We start from the raw sequence: 21,632 nt of genomic DNA, 5'->3' as shown, positions 1-21,632 counted from the left end.
ATTAAAAGAGGTACTCCCTTTGTAAATATAGCAGCAGTAAATTTCTAAAAAAAACTTGTTTTTTACCTTGGAATACGGCTATGAGTAGTTGCGTGGTTTAACATTTAACTTAGCAAGTAAACACCAAACTGAAAATCCGTGAGGATTTTCAGAAGTAGGCGAGAACAAGCAATTATTTATAGCCAATGTTGTGCTTAGTTATTTATTATTTTAAACTTGTTGTTTTCTATTAATCCCAATAGATTCTCTTTCCAATTTTTTGCTAAAGAGCCACCATTGTCATTTTCCATTGAATCTATAATCACTCCATTCAGAAGATACTCGGTCGAAGCAATGACTTTCTTATTATCGACACTTATACCAGCTGGTCCTCTCGCAGAATGATGTTCGTGCATTGGCATTTCGGAATAGGTTATTTTAAAGCCATTTTCACATATTTCTTTTGCTTTAACATCAAATTCAGAATCAATTATTGAAAGAATAACCAAAATTTGCGGACTAACCCAAGAACCAGTCTTTAGACGATTCCATAAATCAGTTTTTAATTCAGACTGCTGATTTTTGTCAATTTTAAGGGTTGCAAGAGCAGCGACTAAATGAGGTCTCCAATCTTCATTCTTTAATAACAATCTAATTCCGTCAACTATATCATTACTTGAGTTTTTAGAAACTATATTATCAAGTCTATCAATACTTTTTGTGAGATTCCATTCTTTTGGTGGATTCGGAATGTCATATAAACTCATAAGTGGTAAATGATTTGGATGTCCATTCCAAAAATCATTAAAAACTCCAAAGTTTGGTCTTTCACTCATTTTTTTCTAATTAAGCACAACAATTGGATATACGTATTACGTATATTCATACTATATGTCTAAGATAGCAAATCTTTTATTCAGCCAAAGATTAATTTCTCTATCAATATTGAGGTCACGTTTAAAAGTTGTAATTATTTCCTCTAAACTTATTGAATATAGTTCCTCAAAAAATCAAACCGTTTACTCCCTCAACGTTTCTTGAAACAATTTAAAAATGCGTCGGTACTCATCGCTCCAGCTAGAGCTTTCTACAAAGCCATGACCTTCTAGTGGGAATACAGCTAATTCCCAGTTTTCTTTTTTCAGCTCAATTAAACGTTGTGATAGACGTACCACATCCTGAAAATGTACGTTAGTATCAATCATACCATGTAGCATCAATAAGTTGCCTTTTAAACCATCGGCAAAATAAATTGGTGAACTTTGTTGGTAAGCTTTTGGGTCTTCAACAGGAGTGTTTAAAATATTTGCGGTATAGCCATGGTTGTAATGTGCCCAATCGGTCACTGAGCGTAAAGCTGCACCACTTTTAAAAGTATCAGGATATTTAAACATAGCCATAAGCGTTATAAAACCACCATAAGAGCCACCATAAATTCCTAGTTTATCTGGTGAAACTCCATGTGCTTCAACCAGGTATTTTGCACCATCAATTTGGTCGTTAAGGTCTTTTCCTCCCATGTGACGGTAAATAGCTGTTCTCCAGTCTCTACCATAACCTTTACTTGCTCTAAAATCTATAGCTAAAACAGTGTATCCATTATCGGTTAAAATATTATGGAACATGTATTCTCTATAGTAAGACGACCACCAATTATGAACGTTTTGTAAGTATCCTGCTCCATGAACAAAAATTACTGCTGCACCATTGTTTTTGTCAGGACTAGGCTTGTAAAGTGTTGCTGGTACTTGTGCGCCATCTCTTGCAGTAAAGTTTATAATTTCGGCTTCAGTCCAGTTGTAGGATTTAAAAGCATCGGTTGTAGACTCTGTAAGTTGTGTCATTTTTGCACCAGCTTTGTTATCCATAACATACAATTCCCAAGGTTTATTGGTGTACGAATATCTTACAGCTAGCTTACTCTCGTCAGGTGAAATAGAAACTTCATGACCACCTTTTTGAGATGTGATTTGTACCATTTTTCCACCTTTTACTGGTAGGTGATAAAAATGGGTTTGGTGCGCACTTTCTTTATTGCTAATGATGTAAAAGGTTTTTTTGTCTTTAGAAAGTGTTACTTGCTGAATTTCAAAATTACCTTCGGTAAGTGCTTTTATTTTTCCTGAGTTTACATTGGCAGTGTACAAGTGTGCATATCCTGTTTTTTCTGATTTAAACCAAATAGTAGTATTGTCAATCCACTCAACAACACCATTGGCAAACCAACCTATTTCTGGTCCACCAATCCAAGCATCGTCATGTTGATGATCGATAAGTTTTAAGTTTCCGTTGCTAAGGTCTACTAACATAATCCAACGGTCTTTATAATCTTGCGAAGTAATGTTTACTACAGCTTTTCCATCTTGTGAAAACACAGGAGAATCTACATAAACAGGTCTTGGGTTTTCGTATTCAGGATTGTAATCTTCAGTAGTTTTGGCATAGTCTTTTAAAAATGCAGGTTTGTTTTTAATGCCTTCAATAGTTTCGGTTTTTAGTTGGTGTGTTTCACCTGTTTTTAAGTTTAAAACCCAAGCTTCGGTAGTGTATTGAGGTCCGCCAACTTTTGCACGAGCGTTAAGATCTGTAGTGTAACCACTATCAGTAACATAATCAGGTACTATAGTGTTTTTATCGTTTGCAGGACTGTAAAGCCTGTAAATAGCGTAATCTAAATTTGGAGAAAGGTCAATATCAAAAAGGCTTTTATCACCTATGTAAACTGCTTCAGGACGATTAAACTGTATTTGTTCTCTACGGTAACTGCTAGCATCACTTTCGTTTTTACGTTTTTGCAGAATGTCAAAATGCGCCAATTGGTCATCGTAAAGCCATTGGTCTTGCGCGTTACGTTTACTTTCAGGACGCTCGTTTCCGCTTTTAAAATTAGTAAGTTGGGTAATGCTTCCATCAGCAATTGTCCATTGAAAAAGGTTATTGTCTTGTTGGTAAACAATGTGTTTTTGGTCTCCCGAAAACATTGGGTTAGACTCTCTGTTTATAGTATTGGTAATTTGTCGTTTACTAAAGTTAGACGTATTAAGTAAAAAGAGGTCTCCTCCTTTTTCGTAAACGCTCCATTTTCCGTCTTTTGAGAGCGCTCCAGCATTACTGCGTTGTTTTTCGTCTTCAAAAGAAAGTGCTTCTATTTTTTGCGTGTTGATATTTACTTTATAGTTAGAACGAATGGTGTCGTTATTAGGATTCCAACTGAAATAAATGTCTTTGCTATCGTCTGACCAACTAATATTTGTTGGTAAATAACCTACAAAGTCTTCGCCTTGCATAATTTGGTCAATAGTAAGAGGAGAATTGTTGTTGGTTTGTGCTGTAGAAAAGGAAGAAACAAATAGAATAATTAGGGCAGAGAAAACGTGTTTCATTGTATTTTTTTAAAGTAATGCGTTAATTTTGCATCTAATTTAAAGGTTTTCTGTAGAAGCAAGAAATAAGATGAAAAAAGATATTGAAATCCCAGAGGTGGAAGGTGTTTATATAGCAGTAGTAAACGAGTTTAATGATGTTTACAAAACCCAAGACTGGAATGCATATATTATTAATGATAAAGACCAAGACCTAGATGTGGTTTTAATTGTTACTAATGGATATTCTGACCAAAAAATAACATCTACATTTAGAAAAAAGATAGATAAGCTACCTGCAAAAAGCTATGCTAAAATTGAATTGTTACAAGAGGAACTTTTTGCGCTTAACAATCAGTTTAAAGTTACTTTTTTTGAAGGTAATACTATGTTTGAAAAAACCTATGTGTTTAGAAAAAACACTATTAATGAACGTGCCTTACAAGCTATTCCGTTAATGAAAGTAAAAGGGGTTTTAAAAAAATAAGCCTCGTTTTAAACAAGGCTTATTTTAAAGACAATTATGCAGCTTTAATATGCTGATTAATGGTGTTTACCCAAGCATTGGAAAATTGAACTTCACCATCTAGCATAAAACCATCTTCATTATCAAAAACGGTTAGTTTTTGATGTTCTTTATTAGAGAGATTAAAACAAATATCAATAGTACTTATTGATTGTGTTTTGCTTTTTTCTTCATTAATATAACAATAGTTAGCTTGTTTTAAGTCTACAATTGTTGTTTCGTTGTTTTTAACAAATAGTACCTTTCGGTTTGTTTTATCAATACCAATGGTATTTGTATTTAAAGTTTCAAATTCATCAATTTGAATGTTGTGTTCTAACGCAATAGTTTTAAATGTTGCTATTGTTTGCTTTTGCTTCTTTTTTCTAGAAAAGTATATAAACGCATAAGGCATACAACATAATAGAGCTATTACAACTCCTATTATAGTGCTGTTTGTATTCATTGTTATTTTAAAATAAGTGTGTAATAAATTACTGCTGCTTAGCTTTAAAAGCTCGCAGTGTTTAAATTTTTAAATGCAGTAAAATGTGTTTACCAATGCGTATGGAAAGGGAAAATAATATCAATAGCTCTAAAGGGAACTATGGTTTTATTATAGTGTTTAAACTGAACAGTACTTGTTAAGGCATGGTGTAAACTAAACGCCTTGTTTTGAATATATGTAGAGTTTTTAAACCCTAAAGGTGAAGGTCCAGTTCTTGAGTCTGAAAGAAAAACAACATTGGTTTCAATGCTGCTTGCTAAAAGTGCAGGTTTTGAAGGCGAAGTAACTGTTTCTTTTTCAGCTTTAGAAAAAAGCAATACCGAATCGGTTATAGTTTTTTCAGGGACAGCAGTCGATGAAAAACTATAACTAAATAAGGAGCAAGCTAATAAAAGAAAAGATACTAACTTTTTCATGGCACAAATGTAACTTAAAGAATTGAGGTGTAAAGATTAAATACGTTAATATTAATCTAATTTTTCGGTCAATTTTTTAAATACTTTTTTAGGGTTTTTACCTTCATATAGTATTTCGTAAACTGAGTTTACAATAGGTAAACGTGTTTTCTTTTTATTTTTTTCGTTCAATAAATGTGCACTTTTTGTGGCATAGTAACCTTCGGCAACCATGTTCATTTCCATTTGAGCCGATTTTACAGTGTAGCCTTTACCAATCATGTTACCAAACATTCGGTTTCTAGAAAATGTAGAATATCCTGTAACCAACAAGTCTCCTAAATATGCAGAGTTATTGATGTTGCGTTTCATTTTGTGCATTTTTTTAATAAAACGCTTCATTTCTCTTATGGCATTACTCATCAATACACTTTGGAAATTATCACCATAACCTAAACCATGTGCTATACCAGCAGCAATAGCGTAAATGTTTTTAAGCATTACAGCATATTCGGTACCAATAACGTCGTCGCTAATTTTGGTTTGTATGTAATCGCTAGAGAGCTTATCAGCAATGTCCTGTGCTTTTTTACTATCAGCACAAGAAATGGTTAGGTACGATAATCGTTCTAAAGCGACTTCTTCTGCATGACAAGGACCAGCAATTACAGCAATGTTTTCAAAAGGAATATGGTAAATATCATGAAAATGTTCACCGACCAATAAACCAGATTCAGGAATAATACCTTTTACAGCCGAAACAATGGTTTTTTTAGTAATATCTACAGTGAGTTTCTCTAATTCAGAATGCATAAAAGCCGAAGGCACTACAAAAATAAGTACATCAGCATAATTAGCCATTTCATTAATGTCGTTGCTTAGCTTTAATTGGTTTATATCAAACTCAACCGAACTTAAATAACTTGGGTTGTGTTCTTCTTTAAGTAAATGCTCTTTTATGTAAACACTACGCATGTACCATCCAACTTCATCAAGATTTTCGCATAACATTTTTACAATAGCAGTGGCCCAACTTCCTGAACCAAAAACAGCATATTTTAAAGGGGTATTCATATAATTATTTTCAAATTCTATATTCAAAAATACACAAAATATAAGTCTTTGAGGTTAACATTACATAAAGCACAACTAATTTTTGGCACGCGTTTTGAAACTTTAAAATTATTAACCCTAAAATTGTTGGATTATGAAGACTATAAAATTATTCTTAACACTTGCTTTTACAGCAACTTTATTGACGTCTTGTTACAGAGAAGAAGTTATTGTTGATAACTATAATAACACACCAACAATTTCATTACATCAATTATTGAGCTCGTATGAATTGTGGTATGTAGATATTAACCAAACTATAGGTTATGGCGAAACACCATTTTTACAAATAGCATTTACAGTTTCGTTTAGAAATGGAGTAATGTATGCTAACAACAACCTAGTTGGTTTTGGTAACCAAGGTAACGGTTTTGGAATTCCAGTAGCAGATTATGATGCTTATAACATGATATTGGATGTGTACCACGATATTGATGGTTACGAAACTTTTGATGTATACCAAATAGATAATAATACCATTGAGCTTTACAATCCGTTTAATGATACTTCATATTTTTTACATGGTTACCAACGTAGCACGTTTGATTATGACTATGTGTTTTATGACAATATCCACTATTTTCTTCAAGAGTATGAAGCTTGGGAAAAGACCTATACAAGTCAACAAGGAATGCTAAATGAGTTTGATAATGAAAATTATCTTCAGTTTTTAGCTGGTGGAAATGATTCAGAGTTTAGAAGTTCTCAAGACGTAAATGTCTCAAACCCAAACAATATTTATTGGGATTATACAGGTGTTTATGGAGTAGGAGACATCTCAAATAACATGTATCTAAAAACATTAACATTAGATTATGATTATTTTGACAATGAATACTTTGAATTAAGCGTTTTAAATGATGCAACTATAGAGCTGTACCATCCATCTTCTGGAACAATTTATGAATTTACAGGTAATGGTTACATACAATTTATGAGAGAAGCAAATACAGAAGGAAGAATGGTTAAACAAACCAATGAAGCAAAAAAACGTAAACAAAAAACAGATAAAAAAGAGAACCCAAGAGAAAATACAAGGAGCTAAATTTTGGTTGGTTATTTAGTTTCCATAGCGCTCAACTAGATAGTTCTAGTTGAGCGTTTTCTTTTGGATTTTCATGTGACTTTAAGGTGATATTATGTGTCATATATATGAAGATTTGTTTACATTTTAATTACGAATATTAATTGGAATTGAAGCAGATTTTTTTAAACTTTACAAGAACAATAACTATTAACACTTAAACATTATAATTATGGGTTTATTTTCATTTATTAAAAATGCTGGAGCAAAAGTTTTTGGCATAGGAAAAACAGATGCAGAAGAAGCTGCTGAAGCGGCAGAGGCAGCAGCTGAGGCAAAACTAAAAGCAGAAACTGCAGCAGCAGGCAAGCTAGAAGAAACAATTTCTGATTTGCAATTAAAAGTAGAGAATTTAAAAGTACATATTAACGACGATTTAGCTACCATTTCGGGTATGGCTTATGACCAAGCAACAAAAGAAAAAGTAGTATTAGTTGTAGGTAATACTGAAGGTATTGCAACTGTTGATGACCAAATGACTGTTGAGCATGTAGAGCCAGAAGCTCAGTTTCATACAGTTGTAAGTGGAGACACTTTAGGTAAAATTGCTAAAAAATTCTATGGAAATGCTATGAAGTATCCTGTGATTTTTGAAGCTAATAAACCAATGCTTAAAGATCCTGATTTAATTTACCCAGGACAAGTATTACGTATTCCGCATTTAGACTAAGCATAGTACACATACATAAAAAAAGCCAACGCAATTGCGTTGGCTTTTTTTATACAGTATATTAAAGTATTATTTCAAAAGCGTTGTTAGTGCTTCAACGTCATAAGGCTTTGCTGTAATGGTTTTGTTTTTATCCAAGACAAAATACGAAGGTGTTGACCCAACACCATAGGCATTAGAAATTGGGTTGTCCCATTTTCCTAAACCAAGCACATGGATAAAATCAGGATAATTAGCAATTTGTTTTTGCCAGTTTGTATTCTCGTCTTCTAAACCAACAGCAATGACTTTGTAATCAGGTTTTGTAGCCATTAATTGTTTTAACTTAGGAAGTTCTTCCAAGCAATGACCACAAGTACTACTCCAAAAAACAACAATGTAATGCTCTGCACTATTTAAGTCGTGTAATGAAGTGGTTGTAGTTGTTCCATTTTTAGAAATAGCGATATCGAAATTATGCGCTTTTTTCCCTATTGAATTGTTTTTATAAACACTAATGTATTCAGCGAGTTGATCATTGTGAGTTGCTTTTGCCAAATCAAAAAGGTACTTGTCAGTAATTGCATTTGCAACATCGTCATTTTGTAAGGTTGAAAAACGATGCCAAATCAGCTCTAATAACGATACTTTTACAGTAGCATCAACACCATTCATATACGACATTAAAGTGTCAATATCTTTTAAATGGGTTTCGTTGCTAGTGCTTGCCGACATACCAAAAACATAAGCCAAAACTCTATCAGTTAAAAAATCAGAACTTTGCAACAACACACTTTTAAAATCTACATGTTTTAAATAAGATGCTTTAAGGTTTGCAGAGTAAGTAGAGATGTCTTCATACTCTGTTGGTACGTAAGGCCTATTGGCAACAATAAATACATTTGCCATTGTCCCTTTTGAGGCATCTTCAAAAGCAGTTTGAGTATCTTTTAAGGTTTTAAAAATATCTTTAAACGCTTTTTTGTCGGTACTTTCTTGAGTGTAAAAATTGCTAATTGTCATGTTTACCAATTCCATACTTTTGGTATAAGACGACCACAATTTATTTTCGTTTGAGGCTGTAAACTCTAAGCCTTTGTCATCACTATAGGTAAATGAAATATCTTCTTTTCCGTTGTAGATAAAGTCAAAATTATTTTCTTCAGGAGGTAAAGCATACACTATTTTATAGATTCCAGGACCAGTAGTAGAATCAAAAGAAATACTGAAATCACCTTTTTCATCAAGTTCAGCTCTATCTATATAGTTTGAGCCTGTTGGTGTAGAATGGTATAAAAAGGCATAAGTATAATCTGTTACTGGTTGAAAGTTTCCTTCAATTTTATGTTGTGAAACCATTAAAAAAGGACATAAAACTGTAAGTATAAATAGTTTTTTCATGTGTTTTTAGTTTTCAAAATAAGTACCAATTATCAAGCCAAAATAGGCTTTAAAGCAGCTAAAGCTTGATGAACTGATTTTATATTATCAAATGTAAGCAATAATCGTAAACCATTTCTGGTTTGCTTTTCTTTCATCTTACAGGCTTTTGGGTGTGTTTGTGCAAATTGTAACACTTTGGTAAATCCGCTACTTTGATAAAAACCACTTTGTTGATCGTTAATAAAATAACCTACAAGTTTACCGTGTTTCATCACCACTTTTTCTAAACCAATTTTTGTCGCAATCCATTTTATACGAACACTGTTTATTAAGTCGATAACTTGGGTTGGCAACTCACCAAAACGGTCTATAATTTCTGACTCAAATTTATCTAATTCAGCTTCGGTTTTAATATCGTTTAACTTGGTATACAGGTTTAAGCGTTCGGTAATATTGTTGACATAATCATCAGGGAACAAGAGTTCAAAATCACTATCAATAGTAATGTCTTTTACGTAGTCTCGTTCTTTACCATCGTCTTTGTATAAATCTTTAAACTCGTTTTCTTTTAATTCATCAATAGCTTCATTTAATATTTTTTGATAGGTATCAAAACCTATATCATTTATAAAGCCACTTTGTTCGCCTCCTAATAAATCTCCAGCGCCTCTAATTTCGAGGTCTTTCATGGCAATATTAAATCCACTCCCTAATTCGGTAAACTGCTCTAAGGCAGTAATACGTTTTCTAGCGTCATTAGTCATAGCCGAATATTCTGGAGTAATAAAATAGCAAAATGCTTTTTTGTTGCTTCTTCCTACACGACCACGCATTTGGTGTAAATCACTCAACCCAAAGTTATTGGCATTGTTTATAAAAATGGTGTTGGCGTTTGGTACATCTAATCCACTTTCAACAATGGTTGTACTTACAAGAACATCAAAATCGCCATTCATAAATCCTAACATAAGTTGCTCTAGTTTTTTACCATCCATTTGTCCATGACCAATACCAATTTTAGCATCAGGTACTAAACGCTGAATCATACCAGCCACTTCTTTAATGTTTTCAATACGATTATGAATGAAGAAAATTTGACCACCACGTTGTATTTCATAAGTTATAGCATCTCTTATGGTTTCTTCGTTAAACCTGATTACGTGACTTTCAATAGGATATCTGTTTGGTGGAGGAGTTGTAATAACCGATAAATCCCTTGCAGCCATTAAACTAAACTGAAGTGTTCTAGGTATAGGTGTTGCTGTGAGTGTAAGCACATCAACATTGTCTTTAATGGTTTTTAATTTTTCTTTTACTGCAACACCAAATTTTTGTTCTTCATCAACAATAAGCAATCCTAAATCCTTAAAGCTTACATTTTTATTAACCAATTGATGTGTGCCAATAATGATATCTACACCTCCTTTTGATAGGTTTTCTAAGGTTTCACGCTTTTCTTTTGCAGTTCTAAAACGGTTGAGGTAATCAACAGTTACAGGAAAATCTTTTAAACGTTCTTTAAACGTTCTATAATGCTGATAAGCCAAAATAGTTGTTGGCACTAAAACCGCTACTTGTTTACCGTTGTCTACAGCTTTAAAAGCAGCTCTTATGGCAACTTCGGTTTTACCAAAACCTACATCACCACAAACCAATCTGTCCATAGGACGCTCGCTTTCCATATCTGCTTTTATATCAGCAGTTGCAGTACTTTGGTCTGGTGTGTCTTCATAAATAAACGATGCTTCTAGCTCGTGTTGCATATAGCTATCAGGATTGTATTGATAGCCTTTTTCTAGCTTTCGCTTAGCATACAGGTTTATAAGGTTAAAAGCAATTTCTTTGACTTTAGACTTGGTCTTTTGTTTAAGGGTTTTCCATGCTTTGCTTCCTAGTTTGTATACTTTTGGAGGTTTCCCGTCTTTACCATTAAACTTGGTAATTTTATGTAGCGAATGAATGCTTAAATACAACACATCACGTTCGCCATAAATAAGCTTGATGGCTTCTTGTTTTTTTCCTTCAACATCAATTTTTTGTAACCCTCCAAATTTCCCAATACCATGATCAATATGGGTTACATAGTCACCAATGTCTAAATTGGTAAGTTCTTTTAAGGTAATAGCTTGCTTTTTAGCATAACCATTTTTAAGATGAAACTTATGATAGCGTTCAAAAATTTGATGGTCTGTATAGCAAGTTATTTTAGCATCATGGTCAACAAAACCTTGAAATAAAGACAACACAATGGTTTGATAGTGTACTTCTTGTTCTATACTTCGACTGCGCTCAGCACTAGCATCTTCAAAAATATCATGAAAACGTTTGGCTTGTTGCTCACTTACGCATGCAATATAGTTGGTGTAACCTTTATTATGATTTGAGTTTAAATCATCAATTAACAGATTGAATTGCTTATTGAATGATGGCTGAGGTGACGTGTTAAACGTAATAGCGCTATTACTTTCAGACGCATTACTAAAGAAAGCTTCTGAGCCAAATTCTACTAAAGTAAATTCTAATAATTGTTTTTTAAGCAATGCCGAATTGCAAAACAGCTCCTCAGGTTCAGCATGTTTAATGTCTTTTGAAAGGTTTTGGAAAGCGTCTTCGGCTTTACTAAAAAAGTCATCAATTCTTGAAAATAGAAGGTTAGTGTTTTTAGCAAATACTACTGTTTTTTGAGCAATGTATTTAAAAAAACTTTGTCTAGTTTCTTCTAAAAATTTATTGGCAACATTGGGTATAATGTTGATTTTTTTAACCTGTTCGGTTGAGAGTTGAGTTTCTACATCAAAGGTTCTAATGCTGTCCACTTCATCACCAAAAAACTCAATACGATAAGGCTCATCGTGCGAAAATGAAAACACATCTACAATTCCACCACGTACCGAAAATTCTCCAGGTTCGGTTACAAAATCAACACGTTTAAATTTATATTCAAAAAGAACTTCGTTTACAAAATCGATAGACAAGTTATCATTAACCTTAATTTTTAAGGTGTTTTTTTCTAGCTCTCTTCGGGTAACTACTTTTTCAAATAAAGCATCAGGATAGGTCACAATAACTGCAGGTTTTTTTTGCGAGTTAATGCGGTTTAAAACCTCTGCACGTAAAAGCACATTAGCATTATCGGTTTCTTCAATTTGATAAGGTCTTCTATAGCTTCCTGGATAAAACAAAACGTCTTTATCATTGAGCATCAATTCTAAATCGTTAAGGTAAAAGGCAGCTTCTTCCTTATCATTAAAAATCAGTAAAAAGGGTTTGTCTGCTTGTTTGAAAACTTCTGTAATTACAAAAGATAAAGAGGAACCAATAAGTCCTTTAAGGTGTGTTTTACTTTGGGATTGGGCAATAGCAATCTGCAGATTTTGCGTTTGCAAAGTCTGTGCATAGGTTTGCGAGAGGATGGATTTACTCAAGACAATGTATTTTGTAGTGCAAATATAAAATTTTGTGACTTAGTTTATGTTTAAAAACTATTAATAAATAGTATATTTACTCTAAGTGTATTTTATTTAAAATTAAGGAAGAAGTCAACCTTTTTATTAGTCTTTTATGATTAAAAAAAGAAAAATAATATGTAGGTTTGCACGACTTTAAAAAACAAGAATATATGTCAATTTCAGATTTATTTGATAGTGGTTTTAGAAAACGTAATGAAGACCATTTTGCAGCCATAGTAAGAGTTGCAATGAGTGACGGAATTATCACTGATGGAGAACGTGCTTTTTTAGATAGATTAGCTAGAAATTTAGATATTAGTGATAGCGATTATAAGCAAATATTAAAAGACTATAAAACGCATCCTATTAACCCTCCAACATCTTACGATAGACGTTTAGAGCGTTTGTACGATTTGGCACGTATGGTATGGGTTGACCATATGGAAACAGAAGATCAGGTTATTATGCTTGAAAAACTTTGTGTTGGTCTTGGGTTTAGAGCAGACAACGCTAAGTATGTTACCGATAAAGCGTTAAGCTTAGTACATGAAGGTGTTGATATTGATACTTTTATGGATGAAATTAAAACAATGAATAGATAGTATTCAGTAGTTATAAAAAAAGAAAAGCGAACAATTTTGTTCGCTTTTTTTATGTTTAATTTTCAGCATTCCTCATAAACTCTTCGGCTTTTTCAACCATGTTTTTGCTACCACATATAAACGGTACACGTTGGTGGAGTTCAGTTGGTTCAATGTCCATAATTCTATTAAAACCATCACTTGCTTTTCCGTTGGCTTGTTCAGCTAAAAAAGCCATTGGGTTACATTCATAGAGCAAGCGTAGTTTTCCGTTTGAGTTTTTAGAACTTTTAGGATACATGTAAATACCACCTTTAATCATGTTTCTATGAAAATCAGAAACTAAAGAACCAATATATCTACTAGTGTAAGGTCTGTCGCCTTCTTCCATTTGGCAGTATTTGATGTAGTTTTTAATGCCTTGAGGGAAGTGAATGTAATTTCCTTCGTTAACAGAGTAAATTCTACCATCAAGTGGAAATTGCATGTTTGGATGTGACAAATAAAATGTACCAATTGCTGGGTTTAAAGTAAAGCCATTAACGCCATCACCTGTAGTGTAAACCAACATGGTTGAGGTACCATAAACCACATATCCAGCTGCAACTTGCTGGCTTCCTTTTTGTAGAAAATCGTCCATGGTTACAGGAGTTCCAACAGGAGTAATACGTCTGTAAACCGAAAAAATAGTACCTACAGAAACATTAACATCAATATTTGAAGAACCATCAAGAGGATCGATTAAAACCACATACTTGTTTTGGTTGTTTTCATCCTGACTGTTTATGGATACATAGTCATCTTCCTCTTCACTGGCAATACCACAAACAATATTTCTGTTGGTTAAGGTTTGGATAAATTTTTCATTGGCATACACATCTAGTTTTTGTTGATCTTCACCTTGAATGTTTGTTTCGCCAGCAGCTCCAATAATATCAACCAATCCAGCTTTGTTTACTTCATGGTTTACAACTTTAGCAGCTAATCTTATGGAGTTAATTAATCTTGAAAGTTCTCCTGAAGAGTATTTAAATGAAGCTTGGTTTTCAATAATAAACTCTCCTAAAGTTTGATTTTTTCGAGACATGAAGTGTGTGTTGATTGTTTGTACAAATATCTTATTTTTTATGACAACTACAACGTTTTCGTGGAAGTTTATGTCACATAATCCTTAAGTTTAAGTTATCTTTGAGTATCAAAAATTAGGTTATGGAATTTACTATTCGATCTGCAAATAAAACTGATATGCCTCAAGTACTTGAGCTCATAAACGAATTAGCGGTTTATGAAAAAGAACCTGATGCTGTTGAAATAACGGTTAACGATCTTGAAAATTACGGCTTTGGCAATCATCCTTCGTTTCATTGTTTTGTAGCTGAAGCAGAAAAAAATATTGCTGGTATAGCATTGGTGTACACTCGATTTTCAACATGGAAAGGTAAAGTTTTGCACCTTGAAGATTTAATAGTAAAGCAAGATAAAAGAGGTTATGGTTTGGGAGGAGCGTTGCTGGATGAAGTAGTTAAATATGGCCAAAAGTTAAATGTAAAACGTGTGAGTTGGGAAGTACTAGATTGGAATGAGCCTGCAATTGATTTTTATGAAAAAAAAGGAGCGAATGTAATGAGAGATTGGGACGTAGTACATCTAGATGAACAAGCCATTAAAAATTATATTTCAAAACTATAGCATGCAGGTATTTAAGTTTGGAGGAGCATCAGTAAAAGATGCTGAAGGTGTTAAAAACCTAGTAAAAGTATTACAAAATGTGGGTTATAAAAATACGCTGGTAGTTATATCAGCAATGGGAAAAACCACTAATGCTTTAGAAGTAGTTATTGGCAATTACTTTAATAATCCTAGTGAGTTACAAAGTTCTATTCAAGATGTTCGAAAATTTCACAATGCTATACTTTTAGATTTGTTTGATAATGAACAACATGTGGTTTTTAAAAAAGTAGCAAACCTATTTGATGAATTATCATTGTTTTTTGACAGAAATAAATCTCCAGATTACAACTTTGTGTACGACCAAACTATAGGTTATGGCGAGTTGGTTTCTACCACAATTGTAAGCGAATACTTAAATGCTTCAGGGATTAAAAACACTTGGTTAGATGTTCGCGACTACATAAAAACGGATAACTATTATAGAAGAGCCAATGTTGATTGGGAAGCGACTCAAACCAATATTACAAAACAGTTTCAAAACAATGTCTTAAACATTACACAAGGATTTTTAGGAAGCGATGCCAACAATTTTACGACCACTTTAGGTCGAGAAGGAAGCGATTACACAGCAGCGATTTTTGCCTATTGTTTAAATGCCCAAAGTGTTACCATTTGGAAAGACGTATCAGGAGTTTTAAATGCTGACCCTCGTTATTTTGAAAATGCACAGCTACTCAATACCATTTCCTATAAAGAAGCTATTGAGCTAGCGTTTTATGGAGCTTCAGTAATTCACCCAAAAACCTTACAACCATTACAGCGAAAGGAAATTCCTTTACATGTAAAGTCGTTTTTAAATCCAAATAACAACGGAACCACAGTATGCAAAACCAGTGGTATTGAGCCTAATATTCCGTGTTTTATTGTTAAAAAAGGACAAGTGCTCATTTCGTTGTCGTCATTAGATTTTTCTTATATCGTAGAAGAAAATATCAGTGATATATTCAATTTATTGCATCAGTACAAAATGAAAGTAGATGTCATACAAAACTCTGCCATTAGTTTTTCGGTATGTGTAGATGATGGCTATCGCAACCTAGAAAACTTATTGCAGCATTTAAAAGCAAAATTTAAAGTTAATTGTACCGAAAACGTATCTTTATACACCATCAGGCATTATAATGAGGTTGCAATTAACCAATTGGAGCAAGATAAAGAGGTGTTATTAAAGCAATTAACACAAGAAACCGTTCAAATAGTTACTAAATAAACATTTTATTACATTTGTAAGTATGACCAAGCAACCAAAATCTGGATTAGTAACAGCCAAAGAAGTCGCTAAAGCCATACAAATGGATAAGTATGGATTTATAGGAACATTTGTAGGTTGGTTGCTAATGAAGACCTTAAAGATATCTACACTCAATAAAATTTACAATCGTAATAAGCACCTTGAAAAACTTGAGTTTTTAGACGGTATTTTAGAAGAGTTTCAAATTAAATTTGAAATTCCTGAAGAAGACTTAAAACGATTGCCTAAAGATGGAGCTTATATAACGGTTTCTAACCATCCACTTGGTGGTATTGACGGCATTTTGTTGCTTAAATTAATGCTAGAACAACGTGAGGATTTTAAAATTATAGCCAATTTTTTATTACACAGAATAGAGCCTTTAAAACCTTACATTATGCCTGTAAATCCGTTTGAGGATAGAAAAGATGCCAAGTCTAGTATTACAGGATTTAAAAATGCTATTATGCATTTAAAGGATGGACATCCACTTGGTGTATTTCCTGCAGGAGAAGTATCTACTTACAGAGACGGAAAGTTGGTTGTAGATAGACCTTGGGAAGAAGCAGCAATGAAGTTGATTCAAAAAGCTGAAGTGCCAATTGTACCTATATATTTTCACGCAAAAAACAGCCAGTTGTTTTACAAACTGTCTAAAATAAGCGACACCTTTAGAACTGCTAAGTTACCTTCTGAATTGTTAACCCAAAAACGAAGAACAATTAAAGTAAGGATTGGTCGACCTATAACATTAAGCGATCAAAAAGAGCATAAAACACTCGAAGAGTTTTCTGAATTTATACGAAGAAAAACCTATATGCTTTCTAATTCCTTTGATGAAAAAGGAAATTTATTAAGCAACATATCTTCAACTTTAAAAGTGCCAAAACCACCAAAACGTATTGTAACTCCTATTGCTTCAGACGTGATGATAAAAGAGGTGGAAACCTTAAGAGATAACGATTTAAGATTGCTACAAAGTAAAAATTACGAAGTGTTTTTAGCTCAAGCAAAAGATATCCCAAATATACTTAGAGAGATAGGTCGTTTACGAGAAATTACTTTTAGGGAAGTAGGAGAAGGTACTAATGAAGCGATTGATTTAGATACTTTTGACACCTATTACCACCACATGTTCTTATGGGACGATGAGGCAAAAGTCATTGCTGGAGCGTATCGTATGGGATTAGGCTCTAAAATTTATGAAAGCTATGGTATAGACGGATTTTACCTTCAGGATTTATTTAGATTTGAACCTGAACTTTATAAAATGATGAGCGAATCTATTGAAATGGGAAGAGCGTTCATTATTAAAGAATATCAACAAAAGCCAATGCCTCTCTTTTTACTTTGGAAAGGTATTGTACACACTACGTTAAGGCATCCTGAGCATAAGTATTTAATAGGAGGTGTTAGTATTAGTAATCAGTTTTCAAACTTTTCAAAGTCGTTAATGATTGAGTTTATGAAATCACATTATTACGATCCATATTTAGCGCAATACGTTCACCCTAAAAAAGAGTTTAAGGTAAAACTTAAAGATGCTGATAAGGATTTTGTGTTTGATGAAACCGAAGCCGACTTAAATAAATTTGATAAAATTATTGACGAGGTTGAACCAGGAGCACTTAGGCTACCAGTGCTACTTAAAAAGTATATTAAACAAAACGCAAGGTTAATAGCTTTTAATGTGGATCCGTTGTTTAATAACTCGGTTGATGGCTTGATGTACATAAAAATTGCCGATTTACCTGAAAGCACAGTAAAACCTGTAATGGAAGAATTTCAGGCTGAATTAGAGCGTAAACTCACTGAAAACAATGGCGAAGCTTAAACACATTGTCTTAACAGGACTTTTGTTTTTAAGCTATTTTGCTGTTTGTTCCCAAACCATAAGCGGACTTGTTTTAGACCAAGCTACAAACCAACCTATAGAAAGTGCTGCTATATATTTTGACAACACTACAATTGGCACTTCTACTAATGATAAAGGTGAATTTAGTATTGAGTATCAAGAAGGAATTACCTCGCCTTTAGTTATTTCTTTTTTAGGTTATAAGAGAATGATTATAACCAATTATCAAGTTGGTAAGTTTTACAAAGTGTTGCTTCAAGAAGATATTGATGCTTTAGATGAGGTTGTGATTACTACAGATGATGGAATGCCAAAAGAACTAAAACTACAACAGTTTAGACAGCAATTTTTAGGGTTTTCTGATAATGCCAAATCGTGCAAAATACTTAATGAAGAAGATCTTATTTTAAGATATAATAAGAAGACTCAAACCTTAAGCGCAAGTTCTAAAAAACCTATTTTAATTAAGAATGAAAAATTACAATATTTGGTGTCTTTTGAAATTAAGGATTTTGATATAACTTATCATCATATCAACATTAAGCGAGACCGTTTTTTCATTAATTCAGTAATTTATACTGGTACATCTTTTTATAAAGAGTTGGAAGAATCCAATTCTAAAAAAACTACTAAATCTAGGAATAAAGCTTATAAAGGTTCAGTGCTTCACTTTATGAGAGCGCTTTCTAAAAAACAACTTGAAGAAGAAGGTTATCAAATTTTTAGTGGTGGATTTAAAGTCAACCCTTATCGATACATCAATGTAAAACAAATAGATAGTAGCAAAGCTGTAGGAGTTAAACTATTGAATAAACTAAGCATTTTGTATGATAACGAACAGTCTGCAATAGAGTCGAGGGTTGATGAGTTTATTATAGACCAATATGGTAATCACTCTCCAATACATCAAGTGCTTTTTGGAGGTCATATGGGTAACCAACGTATTGGAGACTCTTTACCTTTCGATTTTATGTTATCTGAATAATTTAACGCAATAATTTGCTCACAAAAGACATTTATCGTAATATTACAATGAATAAATAAAACGATGGGTTTAACAAAGTCAGAAATATTTACAGATAAGCAGAACCAAATAGCACAATTAGCTAAGGCTTTTGGGCATCCTGCTCGTGTAGCTATTTTAGAATACCTATTTAAAACCAATAGCTGTGTTTGTGGTGACTTGGTAAACGAAATAGGTTTAGCGCAACCTACCATTTCTCAACATTTAAAAGAACTAAAACAATTAGGTTTAATTAAAGGCACAATTGAAGGCACAAGTGTGTGTTACTGTATTGATACTAATAATTGGAGCCAAATGAAGCAATTACTTTCAGAGTTCTTAGATCAAGATATGGAAGATGCATCTAATTGCTGCTAAAAAAATTTATCTTAATTAATCGCAATATCGCAATAAAACAATATTAAAATGAAACTTTCAGAATTAAAAACAAATTTAAAACCATTACAGCAGATTGCATTTCAACTGCCAAATGGTAGTTTAGTGCCAAGTCATTTTCATGTGACTGAAGTAGGGCAAATTGATAAAAAATTTATCGATTGTGGAGGCACATTACGTAACGAGAGCGTTATAAGTTTACAGCTTTGGAGTGCAAATGATTATAATCACAGGCTGCATCCAGAAAAGTTAATCCATATTATAGAACTTTCTGAAGCTAAACTAGGCTTGGAAAATTTAGACATTGAAGTAGAATACCAAGGAGAGTCTATTCAAAAATATGGGTTACAGTTTGATGGTACCCACTTTTTATTAACTACAAAACAAACGGATTGTCTAGCAAAAGACAATTGTGGAATTCCTGTAAAAAAACCAAAACTAAAACTAGCCGATTTAAATAACGAACCATGTTGCTCACCAGATGGTAATTGCTGTTAAAACAATAATAATTTTACCTGTTGTGCCTTTTGAGAATTTTTTCAGGAAAATTGTCAGTTCGAGTGAAATTCTAAAAGAATTTTGTATCGAGAACAAGTTTTTAGAAGCTTAAATTCTATTCTCGATACGATTTTTATCACTTTGTTTCAAAAAATCACTCGAATTGACAAATTTATTCTCAAAATGCACAATGATTTAACGTTTTAAAATTCAGTTATGTTTGAAAAACTAACCTCAGTAATTGAAAGTTTAACTACAAATTCAATTTCAGAAGACCGAAAAGAAACACTGCAACCACTTATAGCGTTTATTCAAAGTAAAATTGATAATGGACAACCTGTTAATATTAATTTTATTTGTACCCATAATTCCCGAAGAAGTCATTTAGCACAAGTTTGGTCGCAAGCTATAGCACAACATTTCGGTTTTCATACAGTAACATGCTATTCAGGAGGAACAGAAGTTACTGCATTGTTTCCTATGGTTGTAAACGTATTAGAGCAATCAGGTTTTGAAATTCAAAAATTGTCTGAAGCAGAAAATCCTGTATATGCCATTAAATATGCTGAAAATGCGCAACCTATCATTGGCTTTTCTAAGCGTATGGATAATACTTTTAACCCAACTTCGGGTTTTGCAGCAATAATGACTTGCTCGCAAGCCGATGAAGGTTGCCCTTTTGTACCAGGAGCTGAGAAACGTATTCCTATTACTTTTGAAGACCCTAAAGCTTTTGATGGTACTTCAGAACAAGAAGCAAAATATAAAGAGCGTAGTTTGCAAATAGCAGCAGAGTTATTTTATGTGTTTTCTAATGTAAATCAATAATCATGAGTGCAAAAAAATCACTTAGCTTTTTAGACAAAAACTTAACCCTTTGGATTTTCTTAGCCATGGCATTAGGTGTTGCTTTAGGATACTTTGTGCCAACAATTCCTGAGCGTATAAATACTATGAGTAGTGGAGCTACTAACATTCCCATAGCTATTGGGTTGATTGTAATGATGTATCCTCCATTAGCAAAAGTTAACTATGCACTGTTACCAAAGGTGTTTAAAAATGTGAAGATTCTATCCATTTCTTTGGTACTCAATTGGATTATTGGTCCTGTGTTAATGTTTGCCTTAGCCATTATCTTTTTACAAGACTATCCTGAATATATGGTTGGGTTAATACTAATTGGGTTGGCACGTTGTATTGCTATGGTTTTAGTTTGGAATGACCTTGCAGAAGGTAGTAGCGAGTATGGAGCAGGATTAGTAGCCTTAAACAGCATTTTTCAGGTGTTTGCCTATAGTTTTTATGCTTGGATATTTATAACTGTATTACCACCATATTTTGGATTTGAAGGAGCTATTGTAGACATATCAATAGCTACAATTGCTGAAAGTGTAGCAATTTATCTTGGTTTACCTTTTGTTTTAGGAATATTAAGCAGATTAATTTTAGTAAAGCTCAAAGGAGAAGATTGGTATAACAATACATTTATTCCTAAAATTTCACCACTAACCTTAATCGCATTATTATTTACAATCATAGTCATGTTTTCTTTAAAAGGAGAACTGATTGTTGAAATTCCAATGGATGTTGTTATTATAGCTATTCCGTTGCTATTGTATTTTACCATAATGTTCATTATTGGCTTTTTTGTAACAAAAGCTATGGGAGCAGATTATAATAAAACCACAGCTGTGGCTTTTACAGCAGCAGGTAATAATTTTGAATTAGCAATTGCTGTTGCTATTGCAGTGTTTGGGCTAAACTCTGGTCAAGCATTTGCAGGTGTTATAGGTCCATTAGTTGAAGTTCCTGCATTAATACTATTAGTTAAAGTAGCCTTTTGGCTCAGAAAAAAATATTTTTAGAATAAAAAAGCCGCAAACACTGTTTGCGGCTTTTTTGTGTTTTTA

The 21,632-nt window shown here is 33.0% G+C and carries 20 protein-coding genes; 12 read left to right on the top strand and 8 right to left on the bottom strand.

Translation table 11 applies throughout. The features are described from left to right. Nucleotides 1–194: 194 nt before the first annotated feature. Nucleotides 195–815, bottom strand: coding sequence for a hypothetical protein (locus OD803_RS10210; protein WP_262733327.1), 621 nt, complete (start codon nt 813–815; stop codon nt 195–197). A 183-nt stretch (nt 816–998) separates the two neighbouring features. Further along, a complete protein-coding gene (locus OD803_RS10205) occupies nt 999–3,362 on the bottom strand; it encodes an alpha/beta fold hydrolase (RefSeq protein ID WP_262733326.1) in 2,364 nt (787 codons plus the stop codon). Between the two features lie 70 nt (nt 3,363–3,432). On the opposite strand from OD803_RS10205, the gene OD803_RS10200 reads away from it, so the two are divergent. Continuing rightward, on the top strand, nt 3,433–3,828 hold the full coding sequence (locus tag OD803_RS10200) for a hypothetical protein (RefSeq protein ID WP_129760847.1): 396 nt from the start codon (nt 3,433–3,435) through the stop codon (nt 3,826–3,828). Between the two features lie 34 nt (nt 3,829–3,862). Here the strand turns inward: OD803_RS10200 and OD803_RS10195 are convergent, their stop codons facing one another. The 3 genes from OD803_RS10195 to OD803_RS10185 form a co-directional block, all read right to left on the bottom strand. After that, nucleotides 3,863–4,312 carry a hypothetical protein gene (locus tag OD803_RS10195; RefSeq protein WP_262733325.1) on the bottom strand — a complete coding sequence of 150 codons (450 nt, stop codon included), beginning with the start codon at nt 4,310–4,312 and terminating at the stop codon, nt 3,863–3,865. Nucleotides 4,313–4,401: 89 nt separating this feature from the next. Continuing rightward, nucleotides 4,402–4,770: a hypothetical protein gene (locus tag OD803_RS10190; RefSeq protein ID WP_131508695.1), complete on the bottom strand. Its 369-nt coding sequence runs from the start codon at nt 4,768–4,770 to the stop codon at nt 4,402–4,404. Nucleotides 4,771–4,821: 51 nt separating this feature from the next. Further along, nucleotides 4,822–5,823, bottom strand: coding sequence for an NAD(P)H-dependent glycerol-3-phosphate dehydrogenase (locus tag OD803_RS10185; RefSeq protein WP_129760850.1), 1,002 nt, complete (start codon nt 5,821–5,823; stop codon nt 4,822–4,824). A 133-nt stretch (nt 5,824–5,956) separates the two neighbouring features. Between OD803_RS10185 and OD803_RS10180 the strand changes: the two genes are divergently transcribed. Together OD803_RS10180 and lysM are read left to right on the top strand one after the other, a co-directional pair. Beyond that, a complete protein-coding gene (locus OD803_RS10180; RefSeq protein WP_262733324.1) occupies nt 5,957–6,907 on the top strand; it encodes a nicotinic acid mononucleotide adenyltransferase in 951 nt (316 codons plus the stop codon). 211 nt (nt 6,908–7,118) lie between these two features. Beyond that, nucleotides 7,119–7,616, top strand: a complete 498-nt coding sequence (lysM, locus tag OD803_RS10175) for a peptidoglycan-binding protein LysM (protein ID WP_129760852.1) — start codon at nt 7,119–7,121, stop codon at nt 7,614–7,616. A gap of 69 nt (nt 7,617–7,685) precedes the next feature. On the opposite strand, the gene OD803_RS10170 is transcribed toward lysM, so the two are convergent. Both OD803_RS10170 and mfd read right to left on the bottom strand, forming a co-directional pair. Further along, nucleotides 7,686–8,996, bottom strand: a complete 1,311-nt coding sequence (locus tag OD803_RS10170; protein ID WP_262733323.1) for a TlpA family protein disulfide reductase — start codon at nt 8,994–8,996, stop codon at nt 7,686–7,688. A gap of 32 nt (nt 8,997–9,028) precedes the next feature. After that, entirely contained in the window at nt 9,029–12,403 is a 3,375-nt protein-coding gene (gene mfd, locus OD803_RS10165; RefSeq protein WP_262733322.1) for a transcription-repair coupling factor, read from the bottom strand. 194 nt (nt 12,404–12,597) lie between these two features. Between mfd and OD803_RS10160 the strand changes: the two genes are divergently transcribed. Next, nucleotides 12,598–13,029: a TerB family tellurite resistance protein gene (locus OD803_RS10160; RefSeq protein WP_129760855.1), complete on the top strand. Its 432-nt coding sequence runs from the start codon at nt 12,598–12,600 to the stop codon at nt 13,027–13,029. Between the two features lie 55 nt (nt 13,030–13,084). Here the strand turns inward: OD803_RS10160 and fbp are convergent, their stop codons facing one another. Beyond that, nucleotides 13,085–14,095 (bottom strand): class 1 fructose-bisphosphatase, encoded by a 1,011-nt coding sequence (gene fbp, locus OD803_RS10155; protein WP_129760856.1) that lies wholly within the window; start codon nt 14,093–14,095, stop codon nt 13,085–13,087. A 122-nt stretch (nt 14,096–14,217) separates the two neighbouring features. On the opposite strand from fbp, the gene OD803_RS10150 reads away from it, so the two are divergent. The 8 genes from OD803_RS10150 (at nt 14,218) to arsB (ending at nt 21,587) form a co-directional block, all read left to right on the top strand. Then, on the top strand, nt 14,218–14,697 hold the full coding sequence (locus tag OD803_RS10150) for a GNAT family N-acetyltransferase (protein ID WP_262733321.1): 480 nt from the start codon (nt 14,218–14,220) through the stop codon (nt 14,695–14,697). Between the two features lies 1 nt (nt 14,698). Further along, complete coding sequence (locus OD803_RS10145; RefSeq protein ID WP_262733320.1) at nt 14,699–15,949, top strand: aspartate kinase; 1,251 nt, start codon at nt 14,699–14,701, stop codon at nt 15,947–15,949. A 22-nt stretch (nt 15,950–15,971) separates the two neighbouring features. Then, nucleotides 15,972–17,804 carry a GNAT family N-acyltransferase gene (locus OD803_RS10140; protein WP_129760859.1) on the top strand — a complete coding sequence of 611 codons (1,833 nt, stop codon included), beginning with the start codon at nt 15,972–15,974 and terminating at the stop codon, nt 17,802–17,804. Then, nucleotides 17,791–18,810, top strand: a complete 1,020-nt coding sequence (locus OD803_RS10135; protein ID WP_262733319.1) for a carboxypeptidase-like regulatory domain-containing protein — start codon at nt 17,791–17,793, stop codon at nt 18,808–18,810. Before OD803_RS10140 ends, OD803_RS10135 begins: the two co-directional genes overlap by 14 nt. Nucleotides 18,811–18,873: 63 nt before the next feature. Further along, entirely contained in the window at nt 18,874–19,206 is a 333-nt protein-coding gene (locus OD803_RS10130) for an ArsR/SmtB family transcription factor (protein ID WP_262733318.1), read from the top strand. Between the two features lie 48 nt (nt 19,207–19,254). After that, nucleotides 19,255–19,722 carry a DUF6428 family protein gene (locus tag OD803_RS10125; protein ID WP_262733317.1) on the top strand — a complete coding sequence of 156 codons (468 nt, stop codon included), beginning with the start codon at nt 19,255–19,257 and terminating at the stop codon, nt 19,720–19,722. Between the two features lie 216 nt (nt 19,723–19,938). Beyond that, on the top strand, nt 19,939–20,550 hold the full coding sequence (locus tag OD803_RS10120) for a protein-tyrosine-phosphatase (protein ID WP_262733316.1): 612 nt from the start codon (nt 19,939–19,941) through the stop codon (nt 20,548–20,550). 2 nt (nt 20,551–20,552) lie between these two features. Further along, nucleotides 20,553–21,587 carry an ACR3 family arsenite efflux transporter gene (gene arsB, locus OD803_RS10115; protein ID WP_129760864.1) on the top strand — a complete coding sequence of 345 codons (1,035 nt, stop codon included), beginning with the start codon at nt 20,553–20,555 and terminating at the stop codon, nt 21,585–21,587. Nucleotides 21,588–21,632: the final 45 nt, after the last annotated feature.

It is taken from the genome of Gaetbulibacter sp. NE, from assembly GCF_025548475.1.
Classification (GTDB): Bacteria; Bacteroidota; Bacteroidia; order Flavobacteriales; family Flavobacteriaceae; genus Gaetbulibacter_B; species Gaetbulibacter_B jejuensis.
This window is presented reverse-complemented; position numbering and strand designations above follow the sequence as displayed.

Coding starts and splice junctions, on each gene's coding strand:
- OD803_RS10210 (WP_262733327.1), bottom strand. CDS start 815: ATGAGTGAAAGACCAAACTTTGGAGTTTTTAATGATTTTTGGAATGGA.
- OD803_RS10205 (WP_262733326.1), bottom strand. CDS start 3,362: ATGAAACACGTTTTCTCTGCCCTAATTATTCTATTTGTTTCTTCCTTT.
- OD803_RS10200 (WP_129760847.1), top strand. CDS start 3,433: ATGAAAAAAGATATTGAAATCCCAGAGGTGGAAGGTGTTTATATAGCA.
- OD803_RS10195 (WP_262733325.1), bottom strand. CDS start 4,312: ATGAATACAAACAGCACTATAATAGGAGTTGTAATAGCTCTATTATGT.
- OD803_RS10190 (WP_131508695.1), bottom strand. CDS start 4,770: ATGAAAAAGTTAGTATCTTTTCTTTTATTAGCTTGCTCCTTATTTAGT.
- OD803_RS10185 (WP_129760850.1), bottom strand. CDS start 5,823: ATGAATACCCCTTTAAAATATGCTGTTTTTGGTTCAGGAAGTTGGGCC.
- OD803_RS10180 (WP_262733324.1), top strand. CDS start 5,957: ATGAAGACTATAAAATTATTCTTAACACTTGCTTTTACAGCAACTTTA.
- lysM (WP_129760852.1), top strand. CDS start 7,119: ATGGGTTTATTTTCATTTATTAAAAATGCTGGAGCAAAAGTTTTTGGC.
- OD803_RS10170 (WP_262733323.1), bottom strand. CDS start 8,996: ATGAAAAAACTATTTATACTTACAGTTTTATGTCCTTTTTTAATGGTT.
- OD803_RS10160 (WP_129760855.1), top strand. CDS start 12,598: ATGTCAATTTCAGATTTATTTGATAGTGGTTTTAGAAAACGTAATGAA.
- fbp (WP_129760856.1), bottom strand. CDS start 14,095: ATGTCTCGAAAAAATCAAACTTTAGGAGAGTTTATTATTGAAAACCAA.
- OD803_RS10150 (WP_262733321.1), top strand. CDS start 14,218: ATGGAATTTACTATTCGATCTGCAAATAAAACTGATATGCCTCAAGTA.
- OD803_RS10145 (WP_262733320.1), top strand. CDS start 14,699: ATGCAGGTATTTAAGTTTGGAGGAGCATCAGTAAAAGATGCTGAAGGT.
- OD803_RS10140 (WP_129760859.1), top strand. CDS start 15,972: ATGACCAAGCAACCAAAATCTGGATTAGTAACAGCCAAAGAAGTCGCT.
- OD803_RS10135 (WP_262733319.1), top strand. CDS start 17,791: ATGGCGAAGCTTAAACACATTGTCTTAACAGGACTTTTGTTTTTAAGC.
- OD803_RS10130 (WP_262733318.1), top strand. CDS start 18,874: ATGGGTTTAACAAAGTCAGAAATATTTACAGATAAGCAGAACCAAATA.
- OD803_RS10125 (WP_262733317.1), top strand. CDS start 19,255: ATGAAACTTTCAGAATTAAAAACAAATTTAAAACCATTACAGCAGATT.
- OD803_RS10120 (WP_262733316.1), top strand. CDS start 19,939: ATGTTTGAAAAACTAACCTCAGTAATTGAAAGTTTAACTACAAATTCA.
- arsB (WP_129760864.1), top strand. CDS start 20,553: ATGAGTGCAAAAAAATCACTTAGCTTTTTAGACAAAAACTTAACCCTT.